General features: G+C 69.4%; 19 protein-coding genes. 12 read left to right on the forward strand and 7 right to left on the reverse strand.

Features of this window, described 5'->3' with window-relative positions; genetic code table 11:
* The first annotated feature begins 5 nt into the window (after positions 1 to 5).
* The 6 genes from Q7J39_RS15775 to Q7J39_RS15800 all read left to right on the forward strand — a co-directional run bounded on the left by Q7J39_RS15775 (position 6) and on the right by Q7J39_RS15800 (position 8,823).
* Positions 6 to 791 (forward strand): ImuA family protein, encoded by a 786-nt coding sequence (locus Q7J39_RS15775; RefSeq protein ID WP_304827631.1) that lies wholly within the window; start codon positions 6 to 8, stop codon positions 789 to 791.
* The gene (locus tag Q7J39_RS15780; protein WP_304827170.1) at positions 709 to 2,229 is read left to right on the forward strand and encodes a DUF6504 family protein; all 1,521 of its coding nucleotides are present in this window, start codon (positions 709 to 711) and stop codon (positions 2,227 to 2,229) included. The genes Q7J39_RS15775 and Q7J39_RS15780 overlap by 83 nt, the downstream gene beginning before the upstream one ends.
* Positions 2,226 to 5,417 carry an error-prone DNA polymerase gene (locus tag Q7J39_RS15785; protein ID WP_304827173.1) on the forward strand — a complete coding sequence of 1,064 codons (3,192 nt, stop codon included), beginning with the start codon at positions 2,226 to 2,228 and terminating at the stop codon, positions 5,415 to 5,417. Before Q7J39_RS15780 ends, Q7J39_RS15785 begins: the two co-directional genes overlap by 4 nt.
* Positions 5,418 to 5,516: 99 nt before the next feature.
* A complete protein-coding gene (locus Q7J39_RS15790; protein WP_304827176.1) occupies positions 5,517 to 7,013 on the forward strand; it encodes a carboxylesterase/lipase family protein in 1,497 nt (498 codons plus the stop codon).
* Positions 7,010 to 8,290 carry a sulfatase gene (locus tag Q7J39_RS15795; RefSeq protein ID WP_304827179.1) on the forward strand — a complete coding sequence of 427 codons (1,281 nt, stop codon included), beginning with the start codon at positions 7,010 to 7,012 and terminating at the stop codon, positions 8,288 to 8,290. The genes Q7J39_RS15790 and Q7J39_RS15795 overlap by 4 nt, the downstream gene beginning before the upstream one ends.
* Positions 8,291 to 8,295: 5 nt before the next feature.
* Positions 8,296 to 8,823: a hypothetical protein gene (locus Q7J39_RS15800; protein WP_304827183.1), complete on the forward strand. Its 528-nt coding sequence runs from the start codon at positions 8,296 to 8,298 to the stop codon at positions 8,821 to 8,823.
* On the opposite strand, the gene otsA is transcribed toward Q7J39_RS15800, so the two are convergent.
* Both otsA and otsB read right to left on the reverse strand, forming a co-directional pair.
* Positions 8,820 to 10,217: an alpha,alpha-trehalose-phosphate synthase (UDP-forming) gene (gene otsA / locus Q7J39_RS15805; RefSeq protein ID WP_304827186.1), complete on the reverse strand. Its 1,398-nt coding sequence runs from the start codon at positions 10,215 to 10,217 to the stop codon at positions 8,820 to 8,822. The two genes, Q7J39_RS15800 and otsA, sit on opposite strands and share 4 nt — an antisense overlap.
* On the reverse strand, positions 10,214 to 10,966 hold the full coding sequence (otsB, locus tag Q7J39_RS15810; RefSeq protein ID WP_304827189.1) for a trehalose-phosphatase: 753 nt from the start codon (positions 10,964 to 10,966) through the stop codon (positions 10,214 to 10,216). The genes otsA and otsB overlap by 4 nt, the downstream gene beginning before the upstream one ends.
* 157 nt (positions 10,967 to 11,123) lie before the next feature.
* Here otsB and zwf point away from each other — a divergent pair, with 157 nt between their 5' ends.
* Positions 11,124 to 12,587: a glucose-6-phosphate dehydrogenase gene (gene zwf, locus Q7J39_RS15815; protein ID WP_304827191.1), complete on the forward strand. Its 1,464-nt coding sequence runs from the start codon at positions 11,124 to 11,126 to the stop codon at positions 12,585 to 12,587.
* A gap of 12 nt (positions 12,588 to 12,599) precedes the next feature.
* Here the strand turns inward: zwf and Q7J39_RS15820 are convergent, their stop codons facing one another.
* Together Q7J39_RS15820 and Q7J39_RS15825 are read right to left on the reverse strand one after the other, a co-directional pair.
* Positions 12,600 to 12,827, reverse strand: coding sequence for a DUF5961 family protein (locus Q7J39_RS15820; protein WP_304827193.1), 228 nt, complete (start codon positions 12,825 to 12,827; stop codon positions 12,600 to 12,602).
* Between the two features lie 44 nt (positions 12,828 to 12,871).
* The gene (locus Q7J39_RS15825; protein ID WP_304827196.1) at positions 12,872 to 14,659 is read right to left on the reverse strand and encodes a glycoside hydrolase family 15 protein; all 1,788 of its coding nucleotides are present in this window, start codon (positions 14,657 to 14,659) and stop codon (positions 12,872 to 12,874) included.
* 127 nt (positions 14,660 to 14,786) lie between these two features.
* On the opposite strand from Q7J39_RS15825, the gene pyk reads away from it, so the two are divergent.
* Positions 14,787 to 16,208 (forward strand): pyruvate kinase, encoded by a 1,422-nt coding sequence (gene pyk, locus Q7J39_RS15830; RefSeq protein WP_304827199.1) that lies wholly within the window; start codon positions 14,787 to 14,789, stop codon positions 16,206 to 16,208.
* A gap of 30 nt (positions 16,209 to 16,238) precedes the next feature.
* Here the strand turns inward: pyk and Q7J39_RS15835 are convergent, their stop codons facing one another.
* Together Q7J39_RS15835 and Q7J39_RS15840 are read right to left on the reverse strand one after the other, a co-directional pair.
* A complete protein-coding gene (locus Q7J39_RS15835; protein ID WP_304827202.1) occupies positions 16,239 to 18,389 on the reverse strand; it encodes an amylo-alpha-1,6-glucosidase in 2,151 nt (716 codons plus the stop codon).
* 11 nt (positions 18,390 to 18,400) lie between these two features.
* Positions 18,401 to 19,465: a glycosyltransferase family 4 protein gene (locus Q7J39_RS15840; protein WP_304827205.1), complete on the reverse strand. Its 1,065-nt coding sequence runs from the start codon at positions 19,463 to 19,465 to the stop codon at positions 18,401 to 18,403.
* 146 nt (positions 19,466 to 19,611) lie between these two features.
* Here Q7J39_RS15840 and pgl point away from each other — a divergent pair, with 146 nt between their 5' ends.
* From pgl to eda, 4 genes are read left to right on the forward strand one after another with little or no spacing between them, the layout of a single operon-like run.
* Complete coding sequence (gene pgl, locus Q7J39_RS15845; protein WP_304827208.1) at positions 19,612 to 20,286, forward strand: 6-phosphogluconolactonase; 675 nt, start codon at positions 19,612 to 19,614, stop codon at positions 20,284 to 20,286.
* 19 nt (positions 20,287 to 20,305) lie between these two features.
* Positions 20,306 to 22,120, forward strand: a complete 1,815-nt coding sequence (edd, locus tag Q7J39_RS15850; protein WP_304827211.1) for a phosphogluconate dehydratase — start codon at positions 20,306 to 20,308, stop codon at positions 22,118 to 22,120.
* Entirely contained in the window at positions 22,117 to 23,091 is a 975-nt protein-coding gene (gene glk / locus Q7J39_RS15855) for a glucokinase (RefSeq protein ID WP_304827214.1), read from the forward strand. The genes edd and glk overlap by 4 nt, the downstream gene beginning before the upstream one ends.
* Positions 23,088 to 23,708, forward strand: coding sequence for a bifunctional 4-hydroxy-2-oxoglutarate aldolase/2-dehydro-3-deoxy-phosphogluconate aldolase (gene eda, locus Q7J39_RS15860; RefSeq protein ID WP_304827218.1), 621 nt, complete (start codon positions 23,088 to 23,090; stop codon positions 23,706 to 23,708). The genes glk and eda overlap by 4 nt, the downstream gene beginning before the upstream one ends.
* Before the next feature lie 126 nt (positions 23,709 to 23,834).
* Here eda and Q7J39_RS15865 read toward each other — a convergent pair whose 3' ends face one another.
* A complete protein-coding gene (locus Q7J39_RS15865; RefSeq protein WP_304827221.1) occupies positions 23,835 to 24,515 on the reverse strand; it encodes a GNAT family N-acetyltransferase in 681 nt (226 codons plus the stop codon).

Consider the following 24,515-nt stretch of genomic DNA (forward strand, 5'->3'; position numbering starts at 1 on the left):
AAGCCATGTCCGGTTTTCGCGATGAGCGGCTCGCCGCTCTCAAGGCGAAGATCGCCACCCTCGAGGCGGGCGGACGGGCGGACTCTGAATCCCTGCCCTTCGGCGATCCCCGCATCGATAGCTGCTTCCTGGGCGACGGCCTGCCGCTCGGCTGCTGGCACGAGTTCGGGGCGCAGGGGATGGAGGCCGAGACCGCCGCCTGTCCCGCCGCCTTCGCCGCCCTGGTGGCAGCGCCGCTCGCCAAGCGCGGCGAGGCGGTATGGATCCTACGCCGCGACGACCTCTTCGCGCCGGGCCTGGTGGGGCTGGGCTTTCCCGCCGAGCGGCTGATCCAGGTCTGCGCCCGCGACGAGGACGAGGCCCTGGCCGTAGCCGAGGACGCCCTGGCCACCCCCGGCGTCACCGCCGTCTTCGCCGAGGTGGAAGCCGTCAGTCTCACCGCCGGCCGACGCCTGCAGTTGGCCTGCGAGAAGCGTGGGGCCACCGGCTTCGTGATTCGCCGCCAGCCCTACGGCGGCAAGTCCAAGGCGGCCAGCGGCTCGGCCGCGGCCAGCCGCTGGCGGGTCACCCCCGCCGCCAGCGAGCCGGGACCGGGGGAGTTTGGCCTGGGTCCTCCGCGCTGGGCGGTGACCCTGGAACGCTGCCGCGGCGGCCGCACCGGCGCCTGGCTGTTCGAGGCGAGCGACGCCTACACCTATGAGGCTTCTGATGGCACGCATCCTCTGCGCCTGGTCGCCCCTCTGGGCGATCTCCAACTGGCGCCGGCGCAACCCCTCCGCCGAACCGCCTAGCCCCTTCGCGCTCATCGAGTCCGTCAAGGGCGCCCGACGCCTGTCCGCCGTGGACCGGGCGGGCCGCAAGCTGGGCCTCTATGTGGGCCAGAAGGCCACCGATGCGGCGGCCATCGCGCCGGAACTGATCACCGCCGAGGCCGAGCCGGAAGCCGACGCCCTGGCCCTGGAGGCCCTCGTCGACTGGTGCGTGCGGTTCTCGCCGGCCGTCGCCGCCGACGAACCCGACGGCCTGTTCCTCGACATCAGCGGTGTGGCCCACCTGTGGGGCGGGGAGGCGGCTTTGCTGGCGGATTTCCAGGTCCGGCTGACCGCCAATGGCCTGGCCTTCCGCATCGCCATCGCCGACACCCCGGGCGCGGCCTGGGCGCTGGCCCATTACGGCGAGGACGGCGCCATCGCCCCACCAGGCCGGCAGATCGCCCTGCTGGCGCCCCTGCCGCCGGCGGCCCTGCGGCTGGAGCCGGAGACCGCCGCCCAGATCGACCGCCTGGGGCTGAAGGTCCTGGCCCAGCTCTTCGACATCCCCCGCGCGCCCCTGGCCCGCCGGTTCGGGATGGAGACCCTAACCCGCATCGACCAGGCCCTGGGGCGATCCAAGGAGGCGCTCACCTATCGCCGACCCGCCAATCCCTGGTTCTCCCGACTGGCCTTCGCCGAGCCGATCAGCGCGCCGGAGGACATGGCCCGCGTCGCCTACGACGTCGGCCTCCAGCTCTGCGCGCGATTGGAAAAGGAGGGCCAGGGGGCGCGGCGCTTCGAACTCTGCTTCCACCGGGTCGATGGCCGGGTGGCTCCCCTCAATGTCGGCCTGGCCCTGGCGGCCCGTGACCCGGTCCGGATCGCCAAGCTGTTCGCCCCCAAGATCGAGACCATCGACCCCGGCTTCGGGGTGGAGGTGGTGACCCTGGAAGCCGCCGAGGTGGCGCCGCTCTCGGGCCGGCAGGCGCGGCTGGACAGCCTGCTGGAGGCGGGCGGCGCCGAGGGCCTCGCCCCGCTGATCGACCGCCTCACCAATCGCCTGGGCGAGGACCGGGTCTGGAAGGCCCAGCCCGTGGCGAGCCACGTCCCCGAACAGTCCGCCGCCCCCGGTCCGCCCCTGGCTCCACCGGTCGCCGGCTGGGATCCGGAGCGGCCCCGGCCCCTGCGCCTGTTCAGCCGACCCGAGCCCCTGGAGCTGGTGATGGCCCCGATCCCCGACGACCCGCCGGTGCAGTTCCGCTGGCGCGGCCAGATGCACCGGGTGCGCCGCGCCGAGGGTCCGGAGCGGATCGGCGAAGAATGGTGGCGCGGCGAGATCGACGAGGCGCGCACCTATCACATCCGCGACTACTACCGGGTGGAGGACGAGGCCGGCGGGCGCTTCTGGCTGTTCCGGGCCGGCATCTATGCGCCGGGCGTGGAGGCCAGGTGGTGGCTGCACGGGCTGTTCGCATGACCCGCTACGCCGAGCTCCAGGTCACCACCAACTTCTCCTTCCTGCGCGGCGCCTCGCATCCGCACGAGCTGGTGCAGACCGCCAAGGCCTTGGGCCTGACCGCTGTCGGCATCGTCGACCGCAACAGTCTGGCCGGCGTGGTCCGCGCCTGGTCGGCCGTGCAGGACATGGGCAGGGCGCCCGGCATCAAGGCCTTCACCGGCTGCCGCCTGGACTTCGCCGACGGGACGCCGTCCTTGCTCTGCTACCCCAGCGACCGCGAGGCCTATGGCCGCCTGACCCGCCTGCTCACCGCGGGTCAGCGCCGCTCGATCAAGGGCGAGTGCGAGCTGCACTGGGAGGACTACCTCCAGCACGCGGAGGGCCAGCTGACCCTCGTGGTCCCGCCGCCACACCCGGATGCGGCCTTCGAAGCCGACCTCAACCGGATCGCCGAGGCCCTGCGAGGTTCGGTCTGGCTGGCGGCCTCGCGGCCCTATGGCGCGCGGGACCTGCATCGCCTGTCGAAGCTGGCCGCCCTGGCGCAGGCCAGCAGCGCGCCCATGGTCGCCACCAATGACGTCCTCTACCACGGCCCCGAACGCCGGGCCCTGCAGGACGTCGTCACCTGCATTCGCGAGACCTGCGCCATCCACGAGGCCGGACTTCGTCTGGAGGCCAATGCCGAGCGCCACCTCAAAAGCCCCGAGGAGATGGCCCGCCTGTTCGCCCGGTTCCCGGGCGCGGTGGAGCGCAGCGTCGAGATCGCCGCGCGCATCCAGTTCGACCTCGGCCAGCTCAAGTACGAATACCCCGACGAGCCCGTGCCCCCCGGCAAGACCGCTATCCAGCACCTGCGCGATCTGGCCTGGGCGGGCGCCGAGTGGCGGTTCGCCGGTGGCATGGGAGAGAAGGAGCGGCGAACGATCCAGCACGAGCTCGATCTGATCGAGGAGTTGGACTACCCGAACTATTTCCTGACCGTCCATGACATCGTCGCCTGGGCCCGCAGCCAGGACATCCTCTGCCAGGGCCGTGGCTCGGCGGCCAATTCCTGCGTCTGCTTCTGCCTGGGGATCACCTCGGTGGATCCCACCAAGGCTGACCAGGACCTGCTGTTCTCCCGGTTCATCTCCAGGAACCGCAACGAGCCGCCCGACATCGACGTCGACTTCGAGCACGAGCGCCGCGAGGAGGTGATGCAGTACGTCTATCGCCGCTACACTCGAGAACGCGCGGCCATCGTCGCCACGGTCATCCACTACCGTCCCCGCATGGCCATCCGCCAGGTGGGCAAGGCCCTGGGCCTGACCGAAGACGTCACCGCCGCCCTGTCGGGCACCGTCTGGGGTAGCTGGGGCGAGATGGTCCCCGACGAGCACATCCGCCAGGCGGGCCTGGACCCCGACAATCCGGAAATCCGCCGGGCCACGGCGCTCGGCCAGGAACTGCTGACCTTCCCCCGCCACCTGTCGCAGCACGTCGGGGGCTATGTGCTCACCAAGCGCCGCCTGGACGAGACCGTGCCCATCGGCAACGCGGCCATGAAGGACCGCACCTTCATCGAGTGGGACAAGGACGACATCGACGCCCTGAAGCTGATGAAGGTCGATATCCTGGCGCTGGGCATGCTGACCGCCCTGCAGCGCAGCTTCAAGATGCTGCCACCCCGCGATGACGGGTCTCCCATCACCGACATCGCCGACATCCCCCAGGAGGTCCCCGAGGTCTACGACATGCTCTGCAAGGCCGACTCCGTCGGGGTCTTCCAGGTGGAGAGCCGGGCCCAGATGTCGATGCTGCCCCGGCTGAAGCCCCGCCGCTTCTATGACCTGGTGGTGGAGGTGGCGATCGTGCGGCCCGGTCCCATCCAGGGGGACATGGTCCACCCCTATCTGAAGCGCCGCTCAGGGATCGAGCCCATCACCTTCCCCTCGCCCTCGCCGCCCTACGATCCCGACGAGCTGCGCAGCATCCTCAGCAAGACCATGGGGGTGCCCCTCTTCCAGGAGCAGGCCATGCGCATCGCCATCGAGGGGGCGGAGTTCACGCCGGAACAGGCCGACGGCCTGCGTCGGGCCATGGCCACCTTCCGCAACTACGGCCACCTGGAGGACTATGAGGGCCTGTTCGTCGAGGGCATGACCCGCAAGGGCTATGAGCGGGCGTTCGCCGAGAACTGCTTCAAGCAGATCCGCGGCTTCGGCTCCTATGGCTTCCCGGAGAGCCATGCCATCAGCTTCGCCCTGCTGGTCTACGCCTCGGCCTGGGTGAAGTGGAAATGGCCCGACGCCTTCTGCGCGTCCCTGCTCAACAGCCAGCCCATGGGCTTCTACCAGCCGGCCCAGCTGGTGCGCGACGCCCGCGAGCATGGGGTGGAGGTGCGGCCCCCCGACGTCCTGGCCAGCGACTGGGACTGCACCCTGGAGCCGGTGGAGGGCCAGCGCCTGCGGGCCATGCGCCTGGGCCTGCGGCAGATCAAGGGGTTCAAGGAGGCCGACGGGGAAAGCCTGGTGAAGATGCGCGCGGCGGGCGTGCGCACGCTCGAGGCCTTCGCGCGCGGCCTGTCGCGCCGGGCCATGGAGCTGCTGGCCGAGGCCGACGCCTTCGCCGGGATGGGCCTCACCCGCCGCCAGGCCCTATGGGCGGTAAAGGGCTTGCTGGGGGAGACCAAGGTCGAGACCGACGCCCCGCTGCTGGCTGGCATGGGCCGTCCGGAGGCGCAGGTGGAACTGCCGCTGATGAGCCTGCCGATGAACGTCACCGAGGACTACCGCACCACGCGGCTGTCCCTGAAGGCCCACCCCTGCGAGTTCTTCCGCGGCGAGCTGGCCCAGGCCGGGGCCGTTCCCGCGGCGGCGCTGAAGCACATGCGCGACCGGCGCTGGACCTCGGTGGGGGGCATCGTCCTGGTCCGCCAGCGGCCGGGCACCGCCAAGGGGGTGGTGTTTATGACCCTGGAGGACGAGAGCGGCATCGCCAATATCGTGATCTGGAAGGACGCCTTCGACGCCAACCGCCGGCTGGTGATGACCGCGACCCTACTGCAGGTCCACGGCCAGCTGCAGATCGAGAGCGACGTGGTCCACCTGGTGGCCAAGAGCTTCACCGACCTCTCCCACCTCACCGCCCGTCTGCGCGACGAGGGCCCTGCGGCGGCGTCCGGCCGCAAGGCCGGGGGCCTGATCCACAGCCGCGACTTCCACTAGAGCGTGGCCTTGACCGCGCTCCCGGCCCGGCGAATGGTTCGCGCCGACAGATAGAGATGGCCGATTGCATTTCAGGCCGCAGGATTTCGGGGACGATCCATGAAGCTCGCCATGCTCTCCACGATCCTTGCGCTGCTGGCCGCGCCCGCCCTGGCTGACCCAGTCACGGCGGCGGTGGAAGGCGGCGTGGTCGCCGGGACCGAAACCCCGATCGCGGTGGTCTATCGCAACATCCCCTACGCCGCGCCCCCCGTAGGCCCCCTACGCTGGGCGCAGCCGGCCAAGGTCGTTACCTGGACCGGCGAGCGGGACGGCACCAAGGCCGGGGTCTCCTGCCCGCAGACCATGCGCGCCGACGGCGCTCCCAACCTCGGCAGCGCCAATGGCCCGATGAGCGAGGACTGCCTGCAGCTCAACGTCTTCGCGCCCAAGGGGGCCAAGAGAGCGCCGGTTATGGTCTGGCTGCACGGCGGCTCGCATCGCTATGGCGCCGGCTGGATCTATGATGGTTCGAACTTCGCCCGTGACGGGGTGGTGCTGGTGGCCATCAACTACCGACTGGGCCCGCTCGGCTATTTCGCCCACCCGGCCCTGACCAAGGCCGCCAAGCCCGACGAGGCGATCGGCAACTACGGTCTGATGGACCAGATCGCGGCGCTGGAATGGGTGAAGCGCAACATCAAGAGCTTCGGCGGCGACCCAGGTAACGTCACGGTCTTCGGCGAGAGCGCCGGCGGCGCCAGCACGCTGGCCCTGCTGGCCACACGCAAGTCCAAGGGTCTCTACCGCAAGGCGGTGGTGCAGTCAGGCGGCGGCTGGGGCGGTCCGACCATGATCTCCGACAAGGAGGCCGACGGCGTAAAGGCGGCTGCCGCGATCGGCCTCACCGATCCCACCGTTGACCAGCTTCGCGCCATCCCGGCTGCAGATCTCATCGCCAAGGCGGACGGCGATTTCGGCCCCTTCGTGGATGGCCGGCTGATGAAGCAGACGCCCGCCCAGGCCTTCGCGTCTGGCCGGGCCAACGACGTGCCGCTGATCATCGGCTCCAACTCCGGCGAAGACTCGCTGATGAGCGAGTTCGGCCAGAACGCGGCGTCCCTGGGCGCGTCCCTGCCGCCACTCGTCCGTGCCGTCTATGCCGAAGAGGCCGCCCAGAGCGACGACCTTCTGGGCCGCGCGGTCTTCACCGACCGGGCCTTCGGCGCGCCGGCCCGCTGGACAGCCGCAAAGGCGTCCGGGGGCAAACCCGCCTGGCTCTATTACTTTTCCTATGTCGGCTCGCGCTTCCGGCCGATGGTGACGCGGTCGTTCCACGCCGCGGAGATCCAGTACGTCTTCGAATACTGGGGCCGCCGCACGCCGCTCAGCATGATCAAGCCCGACGACAAGGCCATGGCCGACCTGATGCACGGCTGCTGGGTGGCCTTCGCCAAGACCGGCAAGCCCGCCTGCGCAGGTTGGCCGGTCTATGACCCGAAGTCCGACCAGCTGATGGAGTTCGGCGCCGCCAGTGGCGTCCGCACCCACTTCCGCAAATCCCGCCTGGACGCCCAGGAGGCCGCCGCCCTCCCGACCCTGGAGCTTTCCAAGTGAGTAAGCGTCAACCCAATTTCATCGTCATCGTCGCTGACGACCTCGGCTATGGCGACATCGGCTGCGACGGCGGGACCCTCATTCGCACGCCGAACCTGGACCAGATGGCCGCGCAGGGCGTGCGGTTCACCGACTTCTACGCCTCGGCCAATGTCTGCACGCCGTCGCGGGCCGGCTTGCTCACCGGGCGCTATGCGATCCGCTCCGGTCTGGCCCACGAAGTGATCCAGCCCGCCGACACCACCGGCCTGCCGCTTAGCGAGATCACCATCCCCAAGGCCCTGGGCGAAGCCTACGCCACCGCCCTGATCGGCAAGTGGCATCTGGGCCATGTGGCGCCCCACTGGCCGCCGACCGTCCATGGCTTCGACCGCTTCTATGGCCTGCCCTACAGCCACGACATGCGCCCGCTGTCGCTCTACGGCGGGGACGGGGCAGATGTTGCCGTCCTGGAGGCCAAGACCGACCTCGCCCGGCTGACCCAGAACTTCTTCGAACAGACCCTGGTCTTCGCCGAAGAGAACCGTGACCGGCCCTTCTTCGCCCTGGTCACCCTGACCGCGCCGCACATCCCGCTGAAGCCCAATCCCGACGACCTCACCGGCTCGCCGGGCGGGGCCTATGGCGAGGTGGTGGAGGAGATCGACCTCAATGTCGGCCGCCTGCTGGCCAGGCTGAAGGCGCTGGGCCTCGACGAGGACACGCTGGTGATCTTCACCTCCGACAACGGGCCCTGGTTCGAGGGCTCGTCCGGTCCGTTCCGCGACCGCAAGGGCGGCTCGGCCTGGGATGGCGGCTTCCGCGTGCCCTTCATCGCCCGCCAGCCGGGGACCCTGCCGGCCGGGGTCGTCACCGACGCGCTTTCCAGCAACCTCGACCTGTTGCCGACCCTGCTGGCCATGGCCGGCATCGCCCCGCCGGCCGACCGCGAACTGGACGGCGCCGATCTGAGCGCCGTGATGACCCAGGGCGCGGCCTCGCCGAACGAGCAGATCGTGCTGTTCGACAACACCCATGTGGCGGCCGTGCGTACGGCCCGCTGGAAATATGTGGTGCGCTCCTATTACCGGACCATGGACATCCCCCTGGACCGCTATCCCCTCCTCTTCGACATGACGCTCGACCCCGGGGAGAACTACAGCCTCGCGGCCCTGCACCCGGAGGCGCTTGCCGACATGACGGCTCGGGTCGAGGGGGCCCGGGCCAAGTATGGTCCCATCGGGGCGGCCTTCCCGCCCCACGTCGCGCCCGCCAGCGCCGCCGACCATCCCGACTGAGCCCCATGCTGAACCTCACCCTGATCCGCCGGTGTCTTCGGCAATACGGCCTGGTCTGGCTGGGGGCCTTCGCCCTGGTCCTGGCCGCGGCGCTGATCGCCTGGAAGCTGGCGAAGATCGACTACATCGCTGCCGCCGACCTACTGCTGACGGGGGTCTTCCCGGTGCTGGGGCTGATCCTGGCGGGTTTCGTGATCTACGCCCTGGCGCTGAAACAGACGCCGCTCACCAAGGCGGTGCTGATCGTCTTCGCCCTCGTCCTGGCCCTGCCGCTGCTGTGGGCGCCGGTGCTCGGCGTGATCGCCGGCGCTTGGATCGCCCACGTCTCCATCGAATATTCCAGCGTCTATGCCGCCTTCCGCATCACGGTGGGCAAGCTGCTCTACGTGGTCACCGAGCAGGTGTTCGGCAGCCCGCTGGTGGACGCCGCCTGGAAGGCCATGCAGGCCTTCGCGGGCCTTGTGGGGTTCATCTCCGCCGCCGTCCATTCGTGGCGGGTGGTGCAGCGGCTCTCGGACAGCCCGGTGGCTTAGCTGGCCAGGGCAGTGTGGGTTTCCCGCACGCCGGACAGGGCGCCGACATAGGCGTCGCGCCAGGCGCTGACATCCTCGCGGGTGACGGTCTCGAACATCTGTTCCCAGCGCGCGATCCGCTCAGGCAGCTCCATGGCCAGCGCCTGCTTCAGAGCCTCGGCGATCTCCTCGGGGCTGTTGGGATTGACCATCAGCGCCTGCTTCAGCTGGTCGGCGGCGCCGGCGAACCGCGACAGGATCAGCACCCCGGGATCGTCGGGGTCCTGGGCGGCCACAAACTCTTTGGCCACCAGGTTCATGCCGTCGCGCAGCGGCGTCACCAACCCGACCCGGGCGGCGCGATAGACGCCCGCCAACTCGTCGCGGCGGTAGTTCTTGTTCACATAGCGGACCGGGTTCCAGTCGATGTCGGCATACTCGCCGTTGATCCGGCCCGACAGGGCGTCCAACCGCGCGCGGATTTCCTGATAGGCCTCAACGCCCTCGCGGCTGACCGGGGCGATCTGCAGGAACAGCACCTCGCGGCGCACCTCTGGATTGGCCGCCAGGAAGTGCTCGAAGCCGGCGAACCGCTCCTCCAGCCCCTTTGAATAGTCCAGCCGGTCGACGCCGATGATCAGGCTGCGGAAGGCGGTGTGGGCCATCATGACGTTGTAGGTGCGCCAGGCCCGCTCGCTCTTGGCCATTTCGGCGAACTCGGCGGCGTCCACCCCGATGGGGAAGGCGCCCACCTTCACGGTGCGGCCGAAGGCGCGCAGGTCGGACCCCACCATCACCCCCTTGGCCTCGGTCAGCACGTACTCCTCGAAGGCCTGGCGGTAGTCCGGGGTCTGGAACCCCACCAGGTCGTAATCGAACAGCGACTGCACCAGCTTCTGGTGGCCGGGCAGGGTGACCATCAACTGGTGGGCGGGCCAGGGGATGTGCAGATAGAAGCCGATCCGGTTCTTCACGCCCAACTTGCGCAGTTCGCGGGCCAGCGGGATCAGGTGATAGTCGTGCACCCAGACCAGGTCGTCCGGCGCGATCAGTGGCGCCAGGGTCTCGGCGAACCGCTGGTTCACCCGCTCATAGCCCTCGCCATAGGACCGGTCGTAGGCGGTCAGGTCCTGGCGGTAGTGGAATAGCGGCCACAGCGTCTTGTTGGCGTAGCCGTTGTAGTACTCGTTGAGGTCGGACTCCTCGAGGTCGATGGTGGCGACGGTCACGCCATCGTGGCGTTCGACATTGAGTTCGCCGGTGAAGGTCTCGGTGGTCTTGCCGCTCCAGCCGAACCACAGGCCGGAATATTCGCGCAGCGCCGCCGACAGAGCCATGGCCAGACCGCCGACGGTCTCGTCGCCCTTCCCGGTGGGCGGATTGACCCGGTTGGAAACGACGATCAGCCGGCTCATCGCGCTGCCTCCAGCCAAGCCAGGGCGGCGTCCACGTCGTCCAGGCGCAGGCGGGCGGCGGTGTCACGCCTGGGGCCGACCAGCACGCCGTATCCCCCCAGCCGCTCGGCGGCCGCGAAACCGTCCTCGTCGGTGAAGTCGTCTCCCAGGAAGATCGGAACCGCGCCCGTGAAGGGGGCGTGGGCCAGAAACGCCTCGACACTGTCGCCCTTTGTGGGGCCCGGCGTCCGCAACTCCACCACCATGTCGCCAGGTTGCAGGGCCAGGCCTGTGCGGGCGGCGATACGTTCGGCCTCCTGGCGCGCGGCCCGCGCATGTTCTGGCGCGCCGCGATAGTGCAGGGTGGCTGAGAGGTTCTTGTCCTCCACCAGCATGCCGGGGTGTCCTGCGGCGAACAGGCGGAGCGCCGCCACGGCGTCTGGCTGGGCGGGGTGAGGCTGCGTCTCCGTCACCGCGCCATTGGCGTCGCGACGCACCAGGCCATGCACGGCGGCGACGGCGACCACGCGCCCCTCAAGAATCCGGTCGATGTCGCAAAGGGTGCGGCCACTGACCACGGCCAGCCGGCCCTGGAGCCCGGCCATCAGGGTTTCAAGAATTCCGGTGCGGCGTGGGTCGGGGACGACGTCCTGCGGCCGCGCGGCGATGGGGGCCAGGGTGCCGTCGAGATCCAGGAACAGGGCCGCTTTCGCCAGGGCCAGCGGGGCCGGCGGAGCGTCGGGTCGGAGGTCGAGTTCGGTTAAGCTCATAAAGATGTGTCGCCCGGACATGTGGCCCTAAACGCCCACGGTCCCGGTTCGATCCAATTCTCTTTGTTAGGTTGGAGAACGAATGAGCGGGCTTGACGTTGCGGGGGCGAACGCCGCTATGCGCGGTTTGCACCTCAGGCTCTCGAAAGGTCACGCGATGGCGCAATCTCCCACGGCTGACGTGATCATCCTGTTCGGCGGCACGGGCGACCTTGCCCAGAGGATGCTGTTCTCGTCCCTGTACTTCCTGGACGCTGACGGGTTCCTGGCCGACGACTTCCGCATCATCGCCACGGCGCGGGCGGAGATGACGCCGGCCGCCTTCGCTGACCAGGTGCACGAGTCCATCAAGGTGCGGGCCGGGGCCGTGGACGCCAAGGTCTGGAAGCGGTTCTCCGCCCGCATGGACTATGTGGGCGGGGACGCCACCAAGCCCGCCGGCGTGGCCGCCCTGAAGAAGGCCATGGGGGCCGCCAAGACCCCGATCTTCTTCCTGGCCTTGTCGCCCAGCCTCTTCGCCCCTGTCTGCGCGGCGCTCGGAGAGGCCGGCCTGGGGGGCCCCACCTCTCGAATCGTACTGGAAAAGCCCATCGGCCGGGATCTCGAGAGCTCCAAGGTCATCAACGACGCCGTGGGCGAGGTCTTCCCCGAACAGAGCATCTTCCGCATCGACCACTATCTGGGCAAGGAGACGGTGCAGAACCTGATCGCCCTGCGGTTCGCCAACACCCTGTTCGAGCCGCTGTGGAACAACCTCACCATCGATCACGTGCAGATCACGGTGGCGGAAACCGACGGAGTGGGCGACCGCTGGCCCTATTACGACGAGTACGGCGCCCTGCGCGACATGGTGCAGAATCACATGCTGCAGCTGCTGTGCCTGGTGGCCATGGAACCGCCCTCGGACATGGCCCCGGAGTCCCTGCGCAACGAGAAGGTCAAGGTGCTGCGCTCTCTGCGCCCCGTCACCCGCGCCGACGTCCAGGCGATCAGCGTGCGCGGCCAGTATACGCCGGGCGTGGTGGGCGGCGGTTCCGCGGCGGGCTACGAGAGCGAGCGCGGTCAGGCCAGCAACACCGAAACCTTCGTCGCCCTGCGCGCCGATATCGACAATTGGCGCTGGGCCGGGGTGCCCTTCTTCCTGCGCACCGGCAAGCGCCTGCCCGAACGGCGCACCCAGATCGCCATCCAGTTCAAGCCGGTGCCCCACTCCATCTTCGGAGATCACGCCAAGGCCGACCTTGTGGCCAACCGGCTGGTGATCGATCTGCAGCCGGACGAGGATATCGAACTGACCCTGATGAACCAGGCGCCTGGCCTGACCCAGGGCGGGATGCGGCTGCAGTCGCTACCGCTGTCGCTGTCTCTGCGGCGCGCCTATTCCGGTCCCAATGCGCGCCGCCGCATCGCCTATGAGCGGCTGCTGCTGGACGTCATGCACGGCAACGGCACGCTGTTCGTCCGCCGCGACGAGGTGGAGCAGGCCTGGACCTGGATCGACGGCATCGAAGCCGCCTGGGCCGACAGTGGCATGGTCCCCAAGCCCTATGCCGCCGGCAGCTGGGGCCCGGCTGGCGCCTTCGCCCTGATCGAGCGGTTCGAGCGAGCCTGGTACGACTAGGGCCTCGGACCCCTAGCCGCAGGCTTCGGCTTCGCCCGAACCGAGGTCGATGCGGAAGCAGTGGCGCTCACCGGTCTCGGTGTCGGTGACCACCACCTCGACGTCGCCGTCCTCGTCGGGCTGCGGATGCCAACGGTCGACGAACTCGAAGGCGGCGGTCTCGAAATCGGGGCCCATCACGTCATAGGCGCGCTGCTGGCCTTGGGTGACGGCGCGGGCGGAGAAGTGGCGGTCGTTCATGGGGCGCTCCTGTGAGGACCCAACGCGGGCCTCGCCAAAAGGATTCAGCGCACGCTGGTCCAGGGGCGGCTCAGCATGTTGGCGCAGTTGATCAGGCCCACCAGCGAATAGGTCTGCGGGTAGTTGCCCCAAAGTTCGGCGCCGTCGAGGGTGATATCCTCCGACAGCAGGCCCGCCGCCGTGCGCCGTCCCAGCATTTCCTCGAAGAGGTCACGGGCCTCCTGGCTGCGGCCGGACATGTGCAGCACTTCGATCAACCAGAAGGTGCAGATATTGAAGGCGGTCTTGGGCTCGCCGAAGTCGTCGGGGACGGCGTAGCGGAGCATGTAGGGGCCACGCCTCAGGCCGTCCTCCACCGCCTTGATGGTGGTGGCCATGCGCGGGTCCTCAGGGCTTACGAAGCGCACGTCGACGAGTTGCAGCAGGGAGGCGTCCAGTTCTTCACCCCCGAAGGTGGCGGCGAAGCGGCCGAGCTTCTCGTTGAAGGCCCCCTTCTCGATGGTCTCGCGCACCTGGGCGGCCCGGTCGTTCCAGTAATCGGCCCGCTCCATCAGGCCCAGCTGCTGGGCTGCGTTGCCCAGCCGGTCGCAGGCCGCCCAGCACATCACCGCCGAGTAGGTGTGGACGTTCTCCCGGCCCCGGAACTCCCAGAGCGAGGCGTCGGGCTTGTCGTGCAGTTCGAAGGCCCGTTCCCCCACCGGCTCCAGCGCGCGGAAGTCCTCCACGGTGCCGGGCCGGAACAGCCGCTGGTCGAAGAAGGCCTGGACGGTGGAAAGCACGATCTGGCCGTAGACGTCGTGCTGCAGGTGTTCGTGCGCCTGGTTGCCGACCCGTACCGGCCCCATGCCGCGATAGCCCGGCAGGTGCTCGGCGAACCGCTCCACCAAGGAGGGCTCAAGCCCCACGCCGTACAACGGTTGGACGTGGCCCCCCTTGGCCGAGTCGATGACGTTGCGCAGATAGACCAGGTAGTTTTCCAGCAGGTCCGCGGCGCCCAGCCGGTTCAGGGCCTGGACCACGTAATAGGCGTCCCGAAGCCAGCAATAGCGGTAGTCCCAGTTGCGCTGGCTGCCCTCATGCTCGGGGATCGAGGTGGTCAGGGCCGCGACGATGGCCCCGGTTTCCTCGTGGGCGCAGAGCTTCAGGGTGATGGCCGCGCGGATCACCGCCTCCTGCCACTCCAGGGGCACCGACAGCGTTCGCACCCAGCCGCGCCAGTACTGCGTCGTCTCCGACAGCATCCGCTCGGTGGTGGCTGCGACGTCGGCGTCAAACCCCTCGTCGGGGCCGAGGAACATCGAGAAGGGCTCCTCCAGCCGGAACAGCCGCTCGTCGCGGATGTGGGAGACCGGCGCCTCGGTGGTGAGCCGCAAGGTCATCTCGCCCCCGACATAGCGCAGGTGGTTGGAACCGGTGGTGATGGCGGCAGGCGCCTCGCCCCAGTTCACCATTGGCCGCATTCGGATGCGGATGCGGGGCGCGCCGCTCAACGGGCGCACCTTCCGTACGAAGGCCATGGGTCGGTAGACCCGTCCGAACTGCCGGTAGCGCGGCGCGAAGTCGGTGATCTCCACCACCCCGCCGGACTTGTCGGTGATCTCGGTCACCAGGATCGGGGTGTTGCGCACATAGTGCTGGCGGACGCTTGCCATGTCCTCGACATCGACCGACCAGAAGCCCTGGTCCTCCGCCTTGTCCCCCGACAACAGGGCGCAGAAGGCTGGGTCGCCGTCGACGCGGGGCGTGCAGGCCCAGACGAATCGCCCGGAACGGTCGATAAGGGCGCTGGCCGCGCAGTTGCCGATGGGAAACAGGTCGAGAGTCTGGGTCATATGGTCCGAATCCTCGAACTATGTGTTCGGTTCACGATGGTCCCGTATTCGTTGAGCCCTGACCGCAGGGTGGTCTTTTGATAAGCATCGATCTGTTCGACGCAACGCGATTTGGCAGGGTGACCAGATGATCCGCGCTCGACGCGCCCGCATTGTGGCGACCCTGGGTCCGGCCAGCCGGGAGGTGGCGCAGATCCGCGCCCTCGCCGAAGCCGGCGCCGACGTGTTCCGCGTCAATTTCAGCCACGGTGGCCACAAGGATCATGCCCGCACCATCGCCAATGTGCGCGCCGTCGAAGCTCTGGTGGGGCGGCCCCTGGCGGTGCTGGCCGACCTGCAGGGCCCCAAGCTGCGGCTGGGGGAATTCGCCGATGGCCGGGTGCGGCTGAAGGTGGGGCAGGACTTCCGTCTCGACCGCCAGCCCGTCGATGGCGACGCCAGTCGCGTCTGCGTCCCCCACGCGGAAATCTTCGCGGCCCTGAAGCCCGGCGCCGACATCCTGCTGGACGACGGCAAGGTGCGGCTGAAGGTGGGCAAGTGCGGCCCGGACTTCGCCGACACGGTGGTGGTGGCCGGCGAGGCGCTCTCCGACCACAAGGGCTTGAACCTTCCGGGCCTGGCCATCCCGATCCCGGCGCTTACCGCCAAGGACCTGGAGGACCTCAACTTCGCGCTGTCGGAAGGCGTCGACTGGGTGGCGCTCTCCTTCGTGCAGCGGGCTTCGGACATGGCCGAGCTGCGTCAGATCGTGCAGGGCCGCGCCGGGGTCCTGGCCAAGATCGAGAAGCCCGCCGCCCTGGAGGCGCTCGACGAGATCCTCGACCTCTGCGAGGCGGTCATGGTGGCTCGCGGCGACCTGGGGGTCGAGCTGAACCCCGAGGATGTGCCGGTGGTCCAGAAGGCCCTGGTGCGCGCCGCCCGCACCCGGGGCATTCCGGTGATCGTCGCCACCCAGATGCTGGAAAGCATGATCACCTCGCCCACACCCACCCGCGCCGAGGCGTCCGATGTGGCCGGCGCGGTCTATGAGGGGGCTGACGCGGTCATGCTGTCGGCGGAGACGGCGGCCGGACAGTATCCGGTTGAGGCGGTGACCATCATGGACCGCATCCTGACCCGGGTGGAGCGCGACCCGCGCTGGCCGGAATTGATGCGCGCGGAGTATCCCGTCGAAGACGCCGACGCCGACGCCCTGGTGGCCGCCGCCCGGCGCGCCGCCGAGGCCGCCTCCACCGCCTGTCTGGTGGCCTTCACCACCACCGGTCAGACGGCGCTGCGCCTGGCGCGGGAGCGTCCGCTGCAGCCGACCCTGGCGCTCACCACCCGCCTGACCACCGCCCGCCGTCTGGCCCTGGCCTGGGGGGTGGAGTCCCGCGTCGTCGACGAGATCTCCGATCCCGAAGACCTGGCCCGGGTCGCGGTTTCCGTGGCCACCGAGATGGGCCTGGCCCCGCCCGGCCACCGCGTTCTGATCCTGGCCGGCCTACCCATGGGCTCGCCCGGGGCCGCCAATATCCTGAGGCTGGCCCATACGCCCATGAAGCGGTGAGCAGATCGTTCAAAGTTAAACCATCGGTTTCTAACGGATCCTGACGGGGATCGAGCTGTGGCCGCGGGCCTGGACGACCACCTTGCCGCCTACCCGCTCGAACAGCAGGTCGACCTTTTCGTCGCCGACCCGCAGGCCGTCGACGGCCAGGACGTCGATGCCGATGGGCAGGCGCGGATCGACGATCTCGACGCCGCCGCCCGAGCCGTCCACGCAGATTCCCAGGCAGGCCTGCAGCATCATGAACACCGAGCCGGCCGCCCAGGCCTGGGGCAGGCAGGCGACGGGATAGTTCACCGGCGGCTCACCGGCGTTGCGGCCAAAGCCGCAGAACAGTTCGGGCAGCCGCATCTCGAAGCTGGCGGCGGTCTCGAACAGGCCCGAGGTCAGGTTCACCACCCCGTCCCGCTCGCCGTAGCGCGACAGGCCCATGGCGCAGACCGCGGTGTCGTGCGGCCAGACCGAGCCGTTGTGATAGCTCATCGGGTTGTAGCGGGCCTCGCCGACCGCCAGGGTCCGCACGCCCCAGCCGCTATCGAACCGCGCCGACAGCAGTTGCTCAGTGACCTTCCGCGCCCGTTCGGGCGAGGGGAGGCCGCAGAACAGCAGGTGGCCGGGATTGGAGGTCCGCGTGCGGCAGAGCGCGCCATCGCCGTCGATGGCGATGCCGTAGAACTGCTGGTCCTCCATCCAGAACCGGTTCTCCACCGTCTCGCGGATGTGTTCGGCCTTCTCGCCCCAGCGCTTCTGGCTGGCGGCGTCCTCCCGCTGGCCGGCGAAGTGGGCCATGGCCTTGTAGGCGGCGAAGGCATAGCCCTGCACCTCCACCAGGGCGATCGGCCCATCGGGGAACCGGCCGTCGGCGTGGAAGACGCTGTCCTGGCTGTCCTTCCAGCCCTGGTTGGCCAGGCCGCTCTCCTGGCCCCGGGCGTAGTCGATCAGGCCATCGCCATTGGTGTCGCCGAAATGCTCCATCCAGGCGGTTGCGGCCTTGAGCGCCGGCCACAGGTCCTCGATCAGGGTCATGTCGCCGGTGCGCTCGGCATAGGCGCCGGCCAGGGCCACGAACAGCGGAGTGGTGTCGACCCCGCCATAGTAGCGGCCGAAGGGCACCTCGCCCAAGGCCGGCATCTCGCCCTTGCGGGTTTCGTGCATGATCTTGCCGGGCGCTGAGTCGCGGAACGCCGAGACCTCCTCGGCCTGGTGGGCCGCCAGATAGGTCAGCACCCCCTTGGCCAGGGATGGCTCGAACCACAGGATCTGCCAGGCGGTGATGATGGCGTCGCGCCCGAAGGCCGTAGAGAACCAGGGAATGCCGGCATAGGGGTAGGGGCCGGTCTCCATGCGGGTGGTGAGCAGGGCGAGGTCGGCCTTGGACTTCTCCAGCCACTCGTTGAACAGCCGGCCTGAGGAGCGTAGCCGCGCGCCGTGTCGGCGCCTGGCGCGCATGTCCCAGCGGGCGCGCGCCGCGCCGTCTCGGAACCGCTCGCGGCTGGGGGCGTGGGCCTCAGTGGCCCCGATCTCGACGTAGAGCTCCAGGGCGCCCTCGGGCGCCAGGGAATACATGAACTCGGCCCGGCCCGCGCTGAGCCGGCCCGGCGGGTCGGAGAAGGCGATGACGCTGCTCCGCTCCACCTGATCGAGGCCGATATAGGTGAACCGCACCCGACGTCCGTCGATCACCGGCGGCAGCATGAGGCCCCGCCGCGCTCGCTTCATGCCGCGCACTTCGAACATGTCGTGGAAATCCGCGCCGAACTCGATCGCCAGAGGCAGCAGCACCACATCGCGGCTGTAGTTGGTGCAGGTGATCCGCTCGTAGAGGCGCTCTTCCCAGAGGAACCGCTTGCGCTCCAGGTGCAGGACGCCTGGCGGCCCTACGGGGCCGCCGGGATAGGGCAGTTCCTGGTTCGCGCCGTTGAAGGTGAAGAATACATTGTCCTGCGCGATAGCCGCCGAGAGCAGGGACGGCGGCCGGTCGCCCAGCAGAACGCGGAACTTCGACAGGATGCGGGTGTCGTTGTGGAACAGGCCGTCGCCGGCGCCCACGATGTCGCCATAGGAATCGGCCACCACGAAGGTGTCCTTGTCCTTCAGGGCATGCAGGCGGTGGGGCGTGCGCGGCTCGACCGACTCGCCCTGTTCGACCGGGGCCTCAGGCGCCGGCGCCAGATCGTCCATCTGTTCTTGCCTCAGGCGTTTGCGGCGAAGGCGAAGTCCTGCCTGAGCGGTGCGCCCAGCCGGACGTAGAGGTCAAGATAGCGCCGCGCCATGGCGGTGGCGGAGTACTTCAGTTCGAACTGCTGGCGCACCTTGCGGCGGTCCAGGGTGACGGCCCGGCGCGCGGCGTCGACCGCCTCGTCGTCGGTGCGCACGATGAAGCCGGTGACGCCGTCCTCGATCACCTCGGGCACCGAGCCGCAGGCATAGGCCACCACCGGCGCACCGCAGGCCATGGCCTCGATCATCACCAGGCCGAAGGGCTCGGGCCAGTCGATGGGGAACAGCAGGGCGTCGGCGCCGCCGAGAAACGCCGACTTCTGTTCGTCGCCGATCTCGCCGACGAACTCGATCATCGGGTCGCCGAGGATCAGGGGCTCGATCTTGTCCTGGAAATAGCGCTGATCGGCGGCGTCAACCTTGGCGGCGATCTTCAGCTTCTTGCCCAGACGCTTGGCGATGGCGATGGCCCGGTCGGGCCGCTTCTCCGGGGAGATGCGGCCCAGGAAGGCGAGGTAGCCCTCCGACTGGGCGTGGAACTCGTAGATGTCGGTGGTCATGCCGTGGTGCACGGTGCCCGCCCAGTTGGCGCTGGCCAGGGGTTTGCGCTGGTCGTCGCTGATGGAGACCAGGGGATATTGCGGCCAGCGGTCGTAGACCCCCTGCAGGTCTTTCAGGTCGAGGCGGCCGTGCAGGGTGGTGATGGTCTTGCCGGCCATGTCCTCGAAGAAGGGGAAGTGGATCATGTCGGTGTGGAAGTGGATCACGTCGAACTCATCGGCGCGGCGGCGCACTTCCGACAGCATCGACATGTGGGCGGCCAGGTCGCTCTTGAGCGGGGCAGGGTCGAGGCGGATGGCCTGATCGCGCACGGTGACGACCTTGGCCTTGGTGCGCGCATCGGCGCTGGCGAACAGGGTCACGTCGTGGCCCAACTCCACCAGGGCGTCGGTGAGGTGAGAGACCACGCGCTCGGTGCCGCCGTAAAGCCGCGGGGGAACAGCTTCATACAGAGGCGGAACCTGGGCGATCCTCATGGCGGCAATCCTTGACTGTGGGCGAGTCTCATCGCTCGGCGGTTGGGCGCGTTCGCAAAGGCATAGCTCCCCAGCTCGCGCGAAAGTTCCTCATCCGAACACAGTTTTTCCGATCCGACCGGGCCGCGCCGCGTTAAGGCCGGGACATGATCGAATCCTTCGCAGACGAGGGCGCCCTGGCCGCCGCCGCCGCCGCCGCAACGACCGACGCCCTGGCGCGCGGACTGGCCGCGCGCGGCCACGCCAGCCTGATCGGCACCGGCGGCCGGTCGCCCGCCCCCATCTATGACGCGCTGCAGGACGCCGACCTCGACTGGGGCCGGGTCACGGTCAGCCTGTCGGACGACCGGTTCCTGCCCGCGACCTCGCCGGACTCCAACGAACACCTGGTCCGCGAGCGCCTGCTGCGGGGCCGCGCGGCGGCGGCGACCTTCCTGCCGCTCTACGCCAATGCGCCCAGCACGGAGGCGGCGGCGGACATGGCTGAACCTCACATCCGGGCGCTGGCCCCCTTCGACATGCTGTTCCTTGGCATGGGGGAGGACGGCCATGTCGCCTCCCTGATCCCTGGCAGCCCGGTGATGGAGGCGGGGCTCGATGCGACCGGCGACCGGTTTGTGATCGGTGTTCCGGCCGGCGTCGGCTCGCCGCCCGTGGCCCGCATCAGCCTGACCCTGCCCGCGCTTTCGCAGGCCCGCGCCACCCTGGTGCTGATCCGTGGCGAGGTGAAACGCAAGATCGTCCAGCACGGCTCCGGACTGCCGGTGCACGCGCTGATCAAACAGGCTAAAGCGCCCCTGCGCGTCCTCTGGGCGCCGTGAGTTGAAGGAGCAATCCCCCATGCATCCGGTCACCGCCGCCGTCACCGCGCGCGTTGTCGAGCGTAGCCGCAAAGCCCGCGCCGACTATCTGGCGCGCATGGAAGCCGCGCGCCACGCCGGCCCCGGCCGCGCCAAGCTCAGCTGCGCCAACTGGGCCCACGCCTTCGCAGCCTCCCCCGACGGGGACAAGCAGCGGATGCGCAATCCCAATGCGCCGAACGTCGCCATCGTCTCGGCCTATAATGACATGCTCTCGGCCCACCAGCCGCTGGAGCGTTTCCCCGAGATCATCAAGGCGGCGGCCGAAACCGTCGGCGCCACGGCCCAGTTCGCCGGGGGGGTGCCGGCCATGTGCGATGGCGTGACCCAGGGCCGTCCGGGCATGGAGCTGTCACTGTTCAGCCGCGACGTCATCGCCATGTCCACCGCCGTGGCCCTGACCCACGACGCCTTCGACGCGGCCCTGATGCTGGGCATCTGCGACAAGATCGTGCCGGGCCTGACCATCGGGGCGCTGGCCTTCGGCCATCTGCCGGTGATCTTCGTCCCCGGCGGGCCCATGACCTCGGGGGCCTCCAACGCCGACAAGGCCCGGGTCCGCGGCCTCTACGCCGAGGGCAAGGCCACACGCGACGAACTGCTGGACATGGAGATGAAGTCCTACCACGGCCCCGGCACCTGCACCTTCTACGGCACCGCCAATTCCAACCAGATGATGATGGAGATGATGGGCCTGCACCTTCCGGGCGCGGCCTTCGTCACCCCCAACACGCCGCTGCGCGATGCGCTCACCGCCCAGGCGCCGCTGCGCGCCATCGAGATCGCCGACGGGACCAACGCCTATGCGCCGATGTCGGCGGTGGTGGACGAGAAGTCCATCGTCAACGCCATCGTCGGCCTGCTGGCCACCGGCGGCTCCACCAACCACACCCTGCACATCGTCGCCATGGCCCGCGCCGCCGGGGTCATCGTCGACTGGACCGACTTCGACGAGCTGTCGCGGATCACGCCCTTGATGGCGCGGGTCTATCCGAACGGCAGCGAGGACGTGAACGCCTTCCACGCCGCCGGCGGCATGGCCTACGTGGTCCGCGAGCTGCTGGATGCGGGCCTCGCCCACGAAGACGTGGTCACCATCGCCGGCCCAGGCCTGCGCCGCTACCAGCAGGAGCCTTTCCTGGAGGACGGCAAGCTGGTCTGGCGCGAAGGGCCCACGGTGTCCCTCAACCCCGACATCCTGCGCCCCGCCAACGATCCCTTCCTGCCCGAGGGCGGCATACGTCTGCTGTCGGGCGGGCTCGGGCGCGCGGTCATCAAGACCTCGGCGGTGAAGGACGCGCACCTGGTCATCGAGGCCCCGGCCATCGTCTTCGAGGACCAGGACGAGCTGCTGGAGGCCTACAAGAACGGCGAGTTGAACCGCGACTTCATCGCCGTGGTCCGCTTCCAGGGCCCTCAGGCCAACGGCATGCCCGAACTGCACAGCCTGACCCCGGTGTTGGGGGTCCTGCAGGACAAGGGCTTCAAGGTGGCCCTGGTCACCGACGGCCGCATGTCCGGCGCCTCGGGCAAAGTGCCGGCAGCGATCCACGTCTCGCCGGAAGCCGGGTTGGGCGGCCCCCTGGCCTATGTGCAGACCGGCGACAGGGTGCGCCTCGACGCCCATGCCGGCGTTCTGGAAATCCTGGTGGACGCCGCCGATCTCGCCGCCCGGCCCAGGGCGCCCAAGCCCGCCGCCGGCTTCGGCTATGGCCGTGAACTCTTCGGCGCCATGCGCCGCGCCGCCGGACCCGCCGAGGCCGGCGCCTGCACCCTGTTTGGGGACGCCGCATGAAGACAAGCTACACAGGCCTCGTCGGCGACGTCGGCGGCACCAATGCGCGTCTGGCCCTGGTGGACGAGGGCGGCCACATCCGCCATCCGAAAACCTATCCGGCCGCCGACTTCGGCGCGCTGGGCGAGGTGATCGGCCAGTATCTGGAGACCACCGTGGGCCGCCGCTGCCCGCCCCGCGCCGTGCTGGCCGTGGCCGGTCCGGTGGTGGACGGCGAGATCGAGTTCACCAACCTTGCCTGGCGGATTTCGGAGGGCGAACTTGTGGGCACCTTCGCCTTCGAAGCCGCCCGGCTGATCAATGACTTCGCCGCCCAGGCCATGGCCGCGCCGGTCCTGGGCATCGACGATCTCAAGCCGCTGGGGCCCATGATGAAGGGCGCCGAGGGCGCGCCGATCGTGGTGCTGGGCGCGGGCACCGGCTTTGGCGTGGCGGGGCTCGCCCGGTCCGAGCGGGGTGACGTGCCCATCGCCACCGAGGGCGGCCATGCCGCCTTCGCCCCCTATGACGAGGTCGAGGCCCAGGTGCTGGCCCGCCTGCGGAAGATCCATCTTCGGGTCTCCATCGAGCGGGTGCTGTCGGGGCGCGGGATGTTCGAACTCTACAAGGCGCTTGGCGACATTCGTGGCGTCGAGACCGGCCTGGTGGACGAAAAGGCGGTGTTCGCCGCGGGCCAGGCGGGCGATCCGCTGTGCTCCGAAACCCTCGACCGCTTCTGCGGCATCCTCGGCTCGGTGGCCGGCGACCTGGCCCTGACCTTCGGGGCCCGCGCCGGGGTCTATGTCTCCGGCGGCATCGCGCCGCGCATGGTGGACCGCCTGAACAGCGGCGAATTCCGCCGGCGCTTCGAAGACAAGGGCCGGCTTTCCGACTATACGCGCGACATCCCCACCTCGCTGATCGTCCATCCCTATGCGGCGCTGGTGGGCTCGGCCCGGGCGCTGAAACAGTTGGAAGGAAACAGGCTTTGACCCTCCAGGATATCCTCAAGCTCGCCCCGGTCGTGCCGGTCCTGATCATTGAGGAAGAAGCCCACGCCGTGCCGCTGGCCAAGGCCCTGGTGGCCGGCGGCCTCTACGCCCTGGAAGTCACCCTGCGCACCCCGGTCGCCCTGGAAGCCATCCGCCGCATCGCCGGTGAGGTCGAGGGCGCGGTGGTGGGCGCCGGCACCATCACCACCGCCGCGGCCCGCCAGTCGGTGGCCGACGCGGGCGCCCGGTTCGGGGTCAGCCCCGGCCTGATCGAGGGCGAGGGCTTCGACGGCCCTGTCCCCCTGCTGCCGGGCATCGCCACGGCCACCGAACTAATGTGGGGTCTGCGGGCCGGCTACAGCCACTTCAAGCTGTTCCCCGCCAACATCGTCGGCGGCGTCGGCGCGCTCAAGGCCTTCGCCAGCCCCTTCCCCCAGGCTGTGTTCTGCCCCACCGGCGGAGTCAGCCTGGAGAACGCGCCCGACTACCTGGCCCAGCCCAACGTCATCTGCGTCGGCGGCTCCTGGGTCGCACCGATGGACGCCGTGCGCTCGGGCGACTGGGGCCGGATCACGGAGCTCGCGCGGGCCGCGTCGCAGCTGGGCAAGGCCGCTTAACCCTCGGTGTCATCCCGGTTTCCGCGTAGCGGACGACCGCGACCCAGAAGCGCCGATTCATCCTGCAAACCCAGCGCGTCTGGGTCCCGGACAAGCGCTGCGCGCTTTCCGGGATGACACTCTTGGCTAGCCTGAGCGCCCCAGCACCGTCGCCGTCACCTCGCGGCGGATCACGAATCCCAGCGACTCGTAGAGGCTGATCGCGCCCAAGTTGCTGGCGTAGGAATGCAGGAACGGGGTCTCGCCGCGGGCCACGATCCGCGCCGCCACCACCTGCATCAGCCGCCGGGCATGGCCCCGCCCGCGATGATCGGGATGGGTGCAGACCCCGCTGACCTCGGTATAGCCCTCCGGCCGCATCCGCTGACCGGCCATCGCCACCAGCCGCCCGTCCTGCTTGATCCCCACGAAGGCGCCCAGGCGGTGGGTGGCCTCCAAGAACGGCCCCGGCTCCGTCAGCGTCGCAAGCGCCAACATCTGCGGCGCATCGGCTTCGGTAAGGTCGTCGAAGCCGAAGTCCGGGTGGCCCGGCTTGGGACGCTCGGCCACCATCTGGGCGCAGACGGCGGCTTTCAACACCGTGACGCCCGGCGGCGGGGTGAAGGGCTCCGCCTCCACCACCCAGAGGACGCCGTCCGCCGGGATCAGCTCGGCGAGGGCCGCGAGGCTGTCGGGCGACTCGTCGGCCGCCGCGCCGAACACATTGTAGCGCGGGTCGAACCGCAGGGCCCGCTCGTCGCCGAGGGCCAGGGCACGCTGGCGGGTGCTCAGCGTGCTCCAGACCGGCCGGTCCAGCGGGTGGGCCAT

This window comes from Phenylobacterium sp., assembly GCF_030651185.1.
Lineage (GTDB): Bacteria > Pseudomonadota > Alphaproteobacteria > Caulobacterales > Caulobacteraceae > Phenylobacterium.

What these genes read in the sequence shown, in the direction of transcription:
- pgl (WP_304827208.1), top strand. Translation starts at nt 19,612, where the DNA reads ATGATCGAATCCTTCGCAGACGAGGGCGCCCTGGCCGCCGCCGCCGCC.
- Q7J39_RS15835 (WP_304827202.1), bottom strand. Translation starts at nt 18,389, where the DNA reads ATGGACGATCTGGCGCCGGCGCCTGAGGCCCCGGTCGAACAGGGCGAG.
- Q7J39_RS15785 (WP_304827173.1), top strand. Translation starts at nt 2,226, where the DNA reads ATGACCCGCTACGCCGAGCTCCAGGTCACCACCAACTTCTCCTTCCTG.
- Q7J39_RS15825 (WP_304827196.1), bottom strand. Translation starts at nt 14,659, where the DNA reads ATGACCCAGACTCTCGACCTGTTTCCCATCGGCAACTGCGCGGCCAGC.
- Q7J39_RS15775 (WP_304827631.1), top strand. Translation starts at nt 6, where the DNA reads ATGTCCGGTTTTCGCGATGAGCGGCTCGCCGCTCTCAAGGCGAAGATC.
- zwf (WP_304827191.1), top strand. Translation starts at nt 11,124, where the DNA reads ATGGCGCAATCTCCCACGGCTGACGTGATCATCCTGTTCGGCGGCACG.
- edd (WP_304827211.1), top strand. Translation starts at nt 20,306, where the DNA reads ATGCATCCGGTCACCGCCGCCGTCACCGCGCGCGTTGTCGAGCGTAGC.
- otsA (WP_304827186.1), bottom strand. Translation starts at nt 10,217, where the DNA reads ATGAGCCGGCTGATCGTCGTTTCCAACCGGGTCAATCCGCCCACCGGG.
- Q7J39_RS15840 (WP_304827205.1), bottom strand. Translation starts at nt 19,465, where the DNA reads ATGAGGATCGCCCAGGTTCCGCCTCTGTATGAAGCTGTTCCCCCGCGG.
- Q7J39_RS15820 (WP_304827193.1), bottom strand. Translation starts at nt 12,827, where the DNA reads ATGAACGACCGCCACTTCTCCGCCCGCGCCGTCACCCAAGGCCAGCAG.
- pyk (WP_304827199.1), top strand. Translation starts at nt 14,787, where the DNA reads ATGATCCGCGCTCGACGCGCCCGCATTGTGGCGACCCTGGGTCCGGCC.
- Q7J39_RS15800 (WP_304827183.1), top strand. Translation starts at nt 8,296, where the DNA reads ATGCTGAACCTCACCCTGATCCGCCGGTGTCTTCGGCAATACGGCCTG.
- Q7J39_RS15790 (WP_304827176.1), top strand. Translation starts at nt 5,517, where the DNA reads ATGAAGCTCGCCATGCTCTCCACGATCCTTGCGCTGCTGGCCGCGCCC.
- otsB (WP_304827189.1), bottom strand. Translation starts at nt 10,966, where the DNA reads ATGAGCTTAACCGAACTCGACCTCCGACCCGACGCTCCGCCGGCCCCG.
- Q7J39_RS15780 (WP_304827170.1), top strand. Translation starts at nt 709, where the DNA reads ATGGCACGCATCCTCTGCGCCTGGTCGCCCCTCTGGGCGATCTCCAAC.
- Q7J39_RS15865 (WP_304827221.1), bottom strand. Translation starts at nt 24,515, where the DNA reads ATGGCCCACCCGCTGGACCGGCCGGTCTGGAGCACGCTGAGCACCCGC.
- glk (WP_304827214.1), top strand. Translation starts at nt 22,117, where the DNA reads ATGAAGACAAGCTACACAGGCCTCGTCGGCGACGTCGGCGGCACCAAT.